This window comes from Desulfovibrio sp. X2, assembly GCF_000422205.1.
In the GTDB taxonomy this organism is placed as follows: Bacteria; Desulfobacterota; Desulfovibrionia; order Desulfovibrionales; family Desulfovibrionaceae; genus Alkalidesulfovibrio.
The window spans coordinates 59,685-69,729 of sequence record NZ_ATHV01000029.1 but is presented as its reverse complement, the minus strand read 5'-3'; the positions used below and the strand labels follow the sequence as shown (position 1 = coordinate 69,729).

The window sequence follows — 10,045 nt, the reverse complement described above, 5'->3', positions numbered from 1 at the left end:
CCCTTCGGCACGGGCCGGTCCGGACCGGACGCGACGGACGCGACGGGCGCGGCGGATTGATCGAAAAGCGCGCCGCATGCAGGGCGCACGACAAAGAGCGCCCGAAACGATCGGGCGCCCGCGTATTCTACAGCCGAGGGGGGGCGACCGTTCTGCGGCAGCGCGGCGGATGCCGTTTGCTTAGTGCCTCGGGGCCTTCTTCGCATGCAAGGGATGGCGGGTGCCGTCGCCGTAGTGCTTGTCCAGGGAGAGGTTGTCGCCCGGATGGTTGAAGTAGCACTGGCGCGAGAGCTCGGGTGTGCCCGCGCTCAGGAGCTCGGGCAGGGTCACCGGGGTGAGGCCCCTGGCGCGCAGGAGCGGCAGGAGGTCCGCCAGGATGCGCGCCGTGTGCGGCGGCACGCCGTTGGCGTGCATGAGGATGATGGAGCCGGACCGGGCGCGCTCTGCCACGTCCCTGGCCGCGGCTGCGGCGTCCTTGTCCATCTCGGCCGTGACCACGTCCCAGGTCACGGTGCGCAGGCCGAGCTTCGCGGTCTCGGCCATGGAGTCGGCCGAGCAGCGGCCGTAGGGCGGCCGGAAAACGGTCAGCTCCGCGGGCGCGGGCACGGCCGCGGCGGAAAAACCGGCGGCCTTGGCGCGGGCCGCGAGCCTTTCGCGCAGCGTCTCGTACTCGGCCTGGGTCCAGAGCAGCTGCTCGCGGCGCTTTTCGGCGTCGAGCACGGCCATGTTGCCGTGCGTCCAGGCGTGGTTGCCGAAGGCGAAGAGCGGGTCGGCCATGAGCTGCATGGTCCGCTCGGGGTGCGAGCGCATCCAGCGGCCGCCCAGGAAGAAGGTCGCGGGCGTCCCCTCCCGGCGCAGGAGGTCCACCACCTCGCCGTCGTAGCCGGAGGCGCGGTCCGCGAGCTCGCAGAGGTCGAAGGTCAGGGCCACCAGGCGTTTGTCCGGCGGGAGCTCGACGCGGCGTACCGTGGCCGCGTCCGCCCCGCTTTCGCTTGCGGGCAGGGGCGGCAGCGCGGCGCGCGGCCATTCGGGCGAGGGCGGCGAGTCGTCCGGCGGGGTGGTCGGGCCCTGGCGGCGCTCCCCGGGCGTCCCGGCAAGCTGTTCGGGCGTCCACAGGGCGTGCAGCAGGGCCGCGCCGCCGTCGGCTCCATTGCCTGCGCCGTCCTGCGCTCCCGCGGCCGGGGCGCGGCCGGGCAGCAGGCAGAGGCTGCAGCAGACGAGAGCCGCGCACAGGGCACGAAAAAGGCCCGGCGCGAGGCCGGGCCCTGAACGATCATCGAGATTCTGGCCGAGGTTCGGCTTCATGGTCTTTGGTCCGGAACATGCCGCCCGGATGCGGGATCGAGGCGAGGGCGGTCTAGTGGTGGTCGTTGTGCAGGTTGTGGTGGATGCGCTTGGCCGCCATGCTGACCATCCAGACCAGGTAGATGAAGATGAGGCCCACGCCCAGGGTGCCCTGGGGGGTGGACTGGAACATGTTGTGCACGAGATTCGAGATGACTTCCCAGGTCCAGGCCATGACAACCTCCCTCTTTGTTCCCTACGTGTGAAAATTTTCGCGCGAACCGGGTTTTCTTGGCCCTAATCGGCCCCGATGTCAAGGGCCGCAGGCCCTCGCGGCCGCGGCGCGCCCGGCCCGAACGGCCGCCGGGCCAGGGGCCGCGCGGCGGCCGCGCGGGGAGGACGCCCGGCGAAATCGGCTGCCGCGCCCCTTGGCCCCCGGCCGGGCTTGTTGTATGGCAGGCGCATCACACGCAAGGAGATGCGGGAGAACGCGATGCTGGACATTCGATTCGTGCGCAAGAACCCGGACGCGGTTCGCGAGGCCCTGGCCAAGCGCCGCTCCAAGGTGGACATGGGCGAGTACGAGGCGCTGGACGCCGAGAGGCGCGCCCTCATCGCCGAGGTTGAGGAGCTGAAGGCCCGCCGCAACCAGGTTTCCAAGGAAGTGGCCGAGGCCAAGCGCAAGGGCGAGGACGCCTCCGCGCTCATCGCGAGCATGGGCGGTGCCTCCGAGCGCATCAAGGCCCTGGACGAGGAGACGGCCGCCGTGGACGCGCGCGTCCAAGACATCCTCATGGCCATCCCCAACATCCCGCACGAGTCCGTGCCCGTGGGCGCCTCGGAGGAGGACAACCGGGAGGTGCGCCGCGTGGGCACGCCCGGGACCTTCGACTTCGCGCCCAAGGACCACGTGGACGTCGCCGTGGGGCTCGGCATCCTGGACACCGAGCGCGCGGCCAAGATCGCGGGCGCGCGCTTCTCGGTGCTGAAGGGCGCGGGCGCGGCGCTCGAGCGGGCGCTGGCCGCCTTCATGCTCGACCTGCACATCCGCGAGCACGGCTACGTCGAGGTCATCCCCCCGGTCATCGTCAACACCAAGACCATGACCGGCACGGGCCAGCTGCCCAAGTTCGCGGAGGACCTCTTCAAGCTCGCGAACAGCGACTACTGGCTCATCCCCACGGCCGAGGTGCCGGTGACCAACCTCTACGCGGACGAGACCCTGTCCGCGGAGCAGCTGCCGCTGAACCACTGCGCCTTCACGCCCTGCTTCCGCTCCGAGGCGGGCTCCTACGGCAAGGACACGCGCGGCCTCATCCGCCTGCACCAGTTCAACAAGGTGGAGCTCGTGCGCTTCGTGCGCCCCGAGGAGTCCTACGACCGCCTCGAGGAGCTGACCGGCCAGGCCGAGACGGTGCTGAAGCGCCTCGACCTGCCGTACCGCGTGATCACCCTGTGCACCGGGGACCTCGGCTTCTCCGCGGCCAAGACCTACGACATCGAGGTCTGGCTCCCGGCCCAGAACACGTATCGCGAGATCTCGTCCTGCTCGAACTTCGAGGACTTCCAGGCGCGCCGCGCGGGCATCCGCTTCAAGGAGAAGGGCGGCAAGGGCAGCCAGCTCGTGCACACCCTGAACGGCTCGGGGCTGGCCGTGGGCCGGACCATGGTCGCGGTGCTCGAGAACTACCAGCAGGCCGACGGCAGCGTGGTCGTCCCCGAGGCGCTGCGCCCCTACATGGGCGGCCTCGAGGTCCTGCGCCCGGCCTGAGCCGAAAGCCGGGACGCGGCCCCGGACCCCGGACCCGCGTCCCGGCAGGATTTCCCTCGGTTGACAGCCAGGGCCGCAGCCGGTAAAAACCACTCTCTTTTCCGGGGGCCGTTAACTCAGCGGTAGAGTATCTGCCTTTTAAGCAGAGAGTCGTTGGTTCGATCCCAACACGGCCCACCAAGAAAATCAGCGGCTTACGTGATGCACACGTAAGCCGCTTCTCATTTGGGGCATACAGTGGGGCATACACGCCCCTTCCGCCCGTGAACTGCCTAAAAATAAAGTAAGCGTTTCCAGTGTATTAGGCGCTGGCCGGCGAGCGGTGCGTGTGCCGTCATTTTGCAGGCCCTTGCATGTCCTTGCACTCCTCGCAATCCATCCCCCCTCGCGTCTACCTTTGCCTGCCGTGCGCGCGGCACCTTTTGCACCGTTTCGGCTCTGGAACTGCCCGAGGTGGTGCGCCGGGGCTCCAGGACTGCGCCACGCCCGGGCAGGCGCGGCAGGTCTTGGCGGGGTAGGCAGAGCAGTTAGGGAAAGGAAGAAGGCCCCCGGACAGGAACAGTCCGGGGGCCTTCTTCTCAATGGCTTTAATCTTCCTGTTGCAGATCTATTTTCTGCATGCTGGTGTCGCCCTGGGTGACGCAGCCGGGCAGGTCCGGGAAAGTCACGGTGTAGGCCCCGAGGCTTTCCTCGGCCGGATGAAAGACGGCGATGTAGTGCATGCTCCTGGCCCCTAGCTATGCGCCTGCGGCTGCTCCTGGTGGGGGCGCACGTCGTGCGCGATGCGGTCGAAGAGGCCTGCGTCCTCGGCCACCTCCATGTCGTAGCGCGTCTGGAGGTTCAGCCAGAAGTCCGGCGTGGAGCCGAAGTAGCGGGCCAGACGGGCGGCCGTGTCCACGGTGACGGAGCGCCTGCCGTGCACGATGTCGTGAATGCGCTGCAGGGGCACGCGCAGTGCTATGGCCAAGCTGCTCTGCGAGAGGCCCATGGGCTTAAGGAACTCCTCCATGAGGATTTCGCCGGGGTGAATCGGCGGCAGCTTGTCAGTCATGCGTCCGGCTCAGCGTGAAGGGCGTTCAACGGGGTGCAATGCCGAAGCCTCCCACCCCGCGGTGTTTTCGCTCAGCGGGCTAGCGCCGCATTCGCGGCGCAGTCGTCATCAGTCCGGTCGATCTGCGAGTGCCGCGCGTAGGTCGGCCATGTCGGGTAGTAGTCGTCGGCTTGGTTGCCCCACACGTGCCACCCCTCCCGCGGCCCACGAGCGAACAGCTCCAGGTAGGGTCCCGGGCTACACGATTCGACGATGGGGTAGAATTCGTCCGGCTTGCGGGAGTGCTCTCGCTTCTGGGTGGCGAGGAAGTTCACCTGACGGCGACCTGGATCCAGCGTCCGCGCGTTCTTCCCGCGTACGCCGAAAAGGACCAGCTCGGTCACATTGCGGAAGTAGAAGCCCACGCCGCGCCCGTCCGGGCCTCCGTCCTTACGGATTTTGTGCCAGACGAGGTTGCTCTTGTACTGGAATCCCCACGCCTCCATCACCTGCAGGCCTTCCGGCAGAAGGGCATTCGGGACCCAGAGATAGAGGTGGGCGGTGTCGTGCGCCAGCCGCTCCACGGGGAGCGCCTTGATGTCGTCCAGAGTCATGGTCCCATAGCGCGACAGGCGCTTGTGTTCTGGGGCCATCTTCCCGGTGCGGTTCTGGAACTGCCATGGCGGGTCGGCCAGAATCGTGCGGAAGCGCATGTCTCCGCATTTGCGCAGCAGATCCTGCGCTGCCTCGGAGTCTATCTCCATATTTTTCTTGCTCATTTTTTTGTTTTCCAGTCAGCGATCAGCTTCTCCGTGATGCCGAAAACTAGCACAGGGCAACCGCCGTGTCTTCCCGCGTTGAGCCGATATAGCAGCTTGCCCATCCATGTAGTGCTGGCACCATATTTGTCCTTCACCGACATGGGCTGCCCAGCCTTTTTCCCTCCGGTATAAAAAACAGGGCGGCCGTCTTTTCCCAGCCGAGGAATGGAATCGAAAATCGGGTTGAGCCGCGCGCTCCGCGTGACGAGGACTCCGACGCTGATGATACCGCACTCGTGGAATGTCCGTAGCGCATATAAGTCCCGGTCGAAGGTCTGGTCTTTGGAGTTCCACTCTAGGTCGAACGCGACCCGGCCTTTCACGTAGTCGATCTTGTGCCCATCGATGAAGTTTTTGATCACATGCGGCGGTGTTTCCGGCCGCAGGCTCTTCTTGCTCCTGTTTCCCTCGATGATCTGCTCCTCGTACTCCTTGAGGCGTATCAGGAGATCACCTTGAATGCGGGTTTCGACCCAGCCTGCCGGGCGAAGGACACTAGAGAATTTGCGTGGGATGACGGATTCGTTTCCGCCTGGAGTTCCGATTTCCGTCGTGGTGAGTTCAAAGCTGAGCAGAGCCTGTTCGATTTCGGTGTACTCGTCCGGAAAGGAGTTCGCGAGAATTGAAGCGGCATGGCGGTAGCTGTACACATCGTAGAGGTTGCGAACCTTCGAGGAGATGTATTGCTCGTAGTCGTCAGGCTGGTCTGCGTTAGGGCCTGGGCCGCATGCAATATCGTCCTGCATGTTTCCTTCAAGCTCATCCGCATGAGCCTCTCCGTTCTCCAACTCTTCGGCTTCCAGCTCCACTGATCCATTTTGGCTCATGCGCTATGCTCCGCCCTCGTTCTGCAACTCAAGAATCAAAAAGGAATTTCAAAAAAATACCACTCGGACACAAGATTCACAAGCGCGTTCGAGGTGCTCCTATAATTAGGTGGGGCCGCGAAATCCGGGACACGGGGACCCTGTTTCGGAGGATGCATGCCGTGTGGGTCACCTTGCCCCAGCCGTCCGCCGGACGGCGGGGTACCGGTGGGGTGTATGCCTGTTTCCGTAAGGCCTGAACGGGGGAAGTGTCGCTTTTTGTCCTTCATGCGATGAAAAGCATTACATTTTTCCAGCGCCGTGCTAAAAGGACTCTCAAGATGGTCATGCCGGATATCGTTGATCCGCCGCATGCGTCCGACGTGCCCGGGAGGAAAGCGCTTCCGGACGCGCCGCCGCGCTGGTCGCTCGCGACGTTCTTCGCGTCGCCCGCGGACCCGGCCGTGGAGGCCGGGCTCGCGCAGGTGAGGGAAGACGCGCTTGCGGACCCGCTTCTTGCCGTCGAGGACCTCGCCGGGACGGACGCGGAGTCCTTCGGCTCGCACCTGGCCCGCCTGGACGCCCTGCAGGCCCGCGAGGCCAGGCTTTCCGCCTACGCCTATCTCCAGTACGCCGTGGACACGGACAGCGAGACGGCAGCCGTGCTGCGCCGCCGCGTGGAGGAGGGGCTGCTGCCCGCCCGCCGCGCGCGCTCGCGCCTCGCCGCCCTGTGGGCCAGGCTCGACCCGGCCGAGGCCCGCCGCCTCATGGCCTCGGCCGAGGCCGCGCCCTGGCGCCACTTCCTGGCCCGCACGCGGCGCAAGCGCCGCTTCCTGCTGCCCCCGCGCGAGGAGGAGCTGTGGGCCGAGAGCCAGGGCTTCATCCAGGAGCGCTGGACGAGCCTCTACGACACCTTGATTTCCGGACTGCGCGTGGGGCCGGAGAAGCTCTCCCTGTCCATGGCCATGCAGCGCCTGCGCCACCAGCGGCGCGGCGAGCGCCAGGCCGCCACCCTGGCCATCAGCCAGGCCCTGGAACCCCATCTGCCGCTCTTCGCCCACACCCTGAACAGCCTGCTCGGCGCGCGCGAGCTCGAGGACTCCCTGCGCGGCAGGCCGCACTGGCTCTCGCAGCGCCTGCAGGAGAACGAGATCGGCCACGACGCCGTGGCCGCCCTGCTGCGGGCCGTGGACGACCGGCGCGACGTCCTGCGCCGCTTCCACGACCTCAAGCGCCGCCTCCTCGGCCTGGACAGGCTGACGCGCTTCATGGACTACGACCGTTTCGCGCCCGTGCTGCCCGCGGCCAGCCCTGCGTACACCTTCGGCGAGGCCGCGAGGCTGGTGGTGGACGCCTTCTCGCGCCTGGGGCGCGAGGTGGGGGCGGCGGCGCGCGAGTTCTTCGCGAAGCAGTGGATAGACGCCGAGCCGAGGCCCGGCAAGCTGCCCGGGGCGTTCGCCCATCCCGGCTCTCCCGAGGCCCATCCCCGCGTGCTGCTGCACTACGGCGGCAACGGCGTGGGCGGCCCGCGCGACGTGCTGCTCCTGGCCCACGAGCTGGGCCACGGCGTGCACATGCACCTCTCGCGGCACCAGACCCTGGCCCAGCAGGAGGCCGCGCCCGTGCTCGCCGAGGCCGTGGCGGTCTTCGCGGAGCTCGTCGTCTTCAGGGAGCTGCTGGCCCGGGCCCGCTCCCCGCAGGAGCGGCTGGCGCTCCTCTGCCAGAAGCTCGAGGACAGCGCCCTGACCACCTTCCGTCAGGTCACCCTGCACCAAGTGGAGGCCTCCTTCCACACCGCGCGCCGCGAGGAGGGCGAGCTCTCCCCGGCGCGCCTGGCCCAGCTCTGGCGCGCCCCGCAGGAGGCCACGGCGGGCGGGAGCCTGTGCTTCGGTCCGCACTATGACGGCTGGTGGGTCCTGATCATGCACTTCGTCCATCTGCCCGGCTACGTGCACGGCTACGCCCTGGCCGAGCAGATCGCCTTGGCCCTCCTGGACCGCTTCGAGAGGAAGCCGCGCGGCTTTTCGGGCCGTTTCCGGGAGCTCCTGGCCGCGGGCGGCTCGGCCTCGCCGCGCAGCCTGCTCGCGCCCTTCGACATCGACCCCGAGGACCCCGCCCTGTTCGACGCGGGACTCTCGCGTATCGACGCCTGCCTGCGCGAGGCCGAGAGCACGGCCGAGACCTCGGGCCTGCCGCGCCTCTGATCCCTTCTTTTCTTTCTTCTTTATAGATGAAGACCGCGGCCCTCAGGCCGCGTTTCCGTCCGCGTCTCCGCTCTCGTACAGCCGGGAATAGAAGCCGAGCCAGTTGCGGCCGAAGATCGCGGCCACGTCCTCCTCGGCATAGCCCGCGGTGTGCAGGCGCGCGGCCAGGGCGGGCAGGCGCGCGGCGCTCTCGAGCCCGGCGACCTCGCCCGCGAAGCCGCAGAAGTCGCTGCCGATGCCGAGCCCGGCCACGCCGAAGCGCTCCACGAACCAGTCCACGTGGGCGTAGACCAGCTCCAGGTCGGCCCGCCGGTCCGCCGCGAGCATCTCCGGGGCCAGGGTCAGGCCGACCACGCCGCCGCGCTCCACGATCAGGCGGATGGTCTCCTCGGTGAGGTTGCGCGGGATGTCCAGGAAGCTGGTGAAGCCGGTGTGCGTGGCGCACAGGGGGCCGGGGAAGAGCTCGGGAAGCTCGGCCAGGGCGGGGCGGGAGAGGTGGGCCACGTCAACGGCCAAGCCCGCCTCGGCAAGCCCGCGCACGAGCTTTTTGCCCTCCCGGCTGAAGCCCGCGGGCGCGGCCACGCCGTTGCCGTCCGCCACGCGGTTGGTGCCGATGTGCGTCAGCCCGACCACGCGCACGCCCATGAGCGCCAGGGCGTCCAGGGGATATTCGAGCAGCGGGTCGGCGTTCTCCACCATCAGCAGCCGGGCCGTGGGCAGGGGCTCGGCCGCGTGCGGCGCGTCGCCCCCCGCGCCCTCGGCAAAGGCGGCGCGAAGCCCCCAGGAGCCCATGACCGGCGAGAGGCCGGTGAGGTGCGTGCGGGCGTGGTCCAGGAGGCGCTGCAGATGCAGGGCGGCGCTGGCCGGGCCGTTCTTGGCGTCCGGAGTGTACAGCGCGTTGACCAGCACGCGCACGTTCCCGGCGCGCAGGCCGTCGAGGGTCACCGGGCCGCTTTCGAGGCGGTGGAAGGGCAGGCCCGGGTGCTGCTCGCGCAGGAAGCAGCCGAGGTCCACGTGAGCGTCGAAGACGGGGGGAGAGGTGTCGGCGGGTGTTTCTGGGGTCATGGGGTGATGCTATCACCTCAGCGTTCCGCCAGGAAGGTCTGGCTCATTATATTCTCGTAGTGGTTCCTGTGCGTGCGCAGGGTCCAGGGCACGGCCTCGCGCCCGCGCACGGCGAGGGGCGCGGCCAGGTGGCCTCCCTCGCCGCCGAGCAGCCCGGGCACCACGTCCTCGCTGCGCCCGGCGAAGGGGCCGAGGGCGGTGCCGCCGAGCCAGCGCTCCTCGGGCGCGATATCCTCGGACCAGGAGAAAGGATCAGCGAGCAGGAGCTCCACGCCGCGCGCGGCCAGCACGCGGTCCAGCTCCCGCACGTGGTCCAGGGGACGGGGCAGCCGGTCCAGGAGGTTCAGGGACGCGGCGCAGGCGAAGGCCCCGCTGCGAAACGGCAGGGCCATGGCGTCCGCGACCACGAATTCCGCGCGCACGTGGCGCAGCCGCTCGGGCAGGACGACTTTGAGCGGCCGCGTGAGGCGTCCCTGCTCCGTGAGGCTGCACTCGAAGGAACCGTCCGCGAGCAGGCGGCGCGCGGCGCGCGCGAAGCGCTCGGAGAGCTCCACGCCGACGCACAGCCCCCGTCGCGCGGCCAGCTCCAGGGTGGAGCGGCCCACGCCGCAGCCCGCGTCCAGGGCGGGCGAGGGGCCGGGGCCGAGCATCTCGCCCCAGCGCGCGTAGGCCGCGCCCGGGGCCGCGCCGCAGGGCGGCTCCTGGTCTTCGTTCCGCGCGGGGGCGGCGAAGTCGCCGAAGCTGCTCCACATGTAGGCGCCGAGCACGGCTTCGCTCTCGTACCCGGCCGTCCCCGACTTGCCCGGCTCGGGCGGCGGGGACGCCCGGCACGATGACGGGAGGAGCACGGCCAGGCCGTCGTCTATGGGATAGGAGGCGCCGCAGGCCGGGCAGCGCAGGGCGCCCTCGATGACGTCGCCGTCATGCGTGCGCGCGCCGCGCTCGAGCACCAGGGGGGAGCCGCCGGACCAGGCCGAGCGGCCGGAGAGGAGGGTTTCCTCGAGGCGGCCGAAGCGGCAGTCCGGGCAGGCGAGAAGGCTCAGGAGTTCTATGCGCATGTCTGG

At 68.8% G+C, this 10,045-nt stretch carries 10 protein-coding genes and 1 tRNA gene; 3 read left to right on the top strand and 8 right to left on the bottom strand.

Annotated elements, in window-relative coordinates; translation table 11 throughout:
- Positions 1–180 precede the first annotated feature (180 nt).
- Positions 181–1,305, bottom strand: coding sequence for a polysaccharide deacetylase family protein (locus DSX2_RS10875; protein ID WP_020881086.1), 1,125 nt, complete (start codon positions 1,303–1,305; stop codon positions 181–183).
- Between the two features lie 52 nt (positions 1,306–1,357).
- Positions 1,358–1,519, bottom strand: a complete 162-nt coding sequence (locus DSX2_RS18600; protein WP_020881085.1) for a hypothetical protein — start codon at positions 1,517–1,519, stop codon at positions 1,358–1,360.
- A 258-nt stretch (positions 1,520–1,777) separates the two neighbouring features.
- Between DSX2_RS18600 and serS the strand changes: the two genes are divergently transcribed.
- Entirely contained in the window at positions 1,778–3,055 is a 1,278-nt protein-coding gene (serS, locus tag DSX2_RS10870) for a serine--tRNA ligase (RefSeq protein WP_020881084.1), read from the top strand.
- A gap of 105 nt (positions 3,056–3,160) precedes the next feature.
- Positions 3,161–3,235, top strand: a tRNA-Lys gene (locus tag DSX2_RS10865).
- Positions 3,236–3,642: 407 nt separating this feature from the next.
- Here DSX2_RS10865 and DSX2_RS18340 read toward each other — a convergent pair.
- From DSX2_RS18340 to DSX2_RS10850, 4 genes are all read right to left on the bottom strand, one after another.
- Positions 3,643–3,777 carry a type II toxin-antitoxin system HicB family antitoxin gene (locus DSX2_RS18340; protein ID WP_020881083.1) on the bottom strand — a complete coding sequence of 45 codons (135 nt, stop codon included), beginning with the start codon at positions 3,775–3,777 and terminating at the stop codon, positions 3,643–3,645.
- Between the two features lie 11 nt (positions 3,778–3,788).
- Complete coding sequence (locus DSX2_RS10860) at positions 3,789–4,106, bottom strand: HigA family addiction module antitoxin (protein ID WP_020881082.1); 318 nt, start codon at positions 4,104–4,106, stop codon at positions 3,789–3,791.
- Positions 4,107–4,177: 71 nt separating this feature from the next.
- Entirely contained in the window at positions 4,178–4,864 is a 687-nt protein-coding gene (locus DSX2_RS10855) for an MT-A70 family methyltransferase (protein ID WP_201764408.1), read from the bottom strand.
- On the bottom strand, positions 4,861–5,733 hold the full coding sequence (locus tag DSX2_RS10850; protein ID WP_020881080.1) for a BglII/BstYI family type II restriction endonuclease: 873 nt from the start codon (positions 5,731–5,733) through the stop codon (positions 4,861–4,863). The genes DSX2_RS10855 and DSX2_RS10850 overlap by 4 nt, the downstream gene beginning before the upstream one ends.
- A 320-nt stretch (positions 5,734–6,053) precedes the next feature.
- On the opposite strand from DSX2_RS10850, the gene DSX2_RS10845 reads away from it, so the two are divergent.
- Entirely contained in the window at positions 6,054–7,916 is a 1,863-nt protein-coding gene (locus DSX2_RS10845; protein WP_020881079.1) for a M3 family metallopeptidase, read from the top strand.
- A gap of 42 nt (positions 7,917–7,958) precedes the next feature.
- On the opposite strand, the gene DSX2_RS10840 is transcribed toward DSX2_RS10845, so the two are convergent.
- Together DSX2_RS10840 and DSX2_RS10835 are read right to left on the bottom strand one after the other, a co-directional pair.
- Positions 7,959–8,981 (bottom strand): dipeptidase, encoded by a 1,023-nt coding sequence (locus tag DSX2_RS10840; RefSeq protein ID WP_020881078.1) that lies wholly within the window; start codon positions 8,979–8,981, stop codon positions 7,959–7,961.
- 17 nt (positions 8,982–8,998) lie between these two features.
- Positions 8,999–10,039, bottom strand: coding sequence for a methyltransferase domain-containing protein (locus DSX2_RS10835; protein ID WP_020881077.1), 1,041 nt, complete (start codon positions 10,037–10,039; stop codon positions 8,999–9,001).
- Between the last annotated feature and the right edge of the window lie 6 nt (positions 10,040–10,045).

Coding starts and splice junctions, on each gene's coding strand:
- DSX2_RS10875 (WP_020881086.1), bottom strand. CDS start 1,305: ATGAAGCCGAACCTCGGCCAGAATCTCGATGATCGTTCAGGGCCCGGC.
- DSX2_RS18600 (WP_020881085.1), bottom strand. CDS start 1,519: ATGGCCTGGACCTGGGAAGTCATCTCGAATCTCGTGCACAACATGTTC.
- serS (WP_020881084.1), top strand. CDS start 1,778: ATGCTGGACATTCGATTCGTGCGCAAGAACCCGGACGCGGTTCGCGAG.
- DSX2_RS18340 (WP_020881083.1), bottom strand. CDS start 3,777: ATGCACTACATCGCCGTCTTTCATCCGGCCGAGGAAAGCCTCGGGGCC.
- DSX2_RS10860 (WP_020881082.1), bottom strand. CDS start 4,106: ATGACTGACAAGCTGCCGCCGATTCACCCCGGCGAAATCCTCATGGAG.
- DSX2_RS10855 (WP_201764408.1), bottom strand. CDS start 4,864: ATGAGCAAGAAAAATATGGAGATAGACTCCGAGGCAGCGCAGGATCTG.
- DSX2_RS10850 (WP_020881080.1), bottom strand. CDS start 5,733: ATGAGCCAAAATGGATCAGTGGAGCTGGAAGCCGAAGAGTTGGAGAAC.
- DSX2_RS10845 (WP_020881079.1), top strand. CDS start 6,054: ATGGTCATGCCGGATATCGTTGATCCGCCGCATGCGTCCGACGTGCCC.
- DSX2_RS10840 (WP_020881078.1), bottom strand. CDS start 8,981: ATGACCCCAGAAACACCCGCCGACACCTCTCCCCCCGTCTTCGACGCT.
- DSX2_RS10835 (WP_020881077.1), bottom strand. CDS start 10,039: ATGCGCATAGAACTCCTGAGCCTTCTCGCCTGCCCGGACTGCCGCTTC.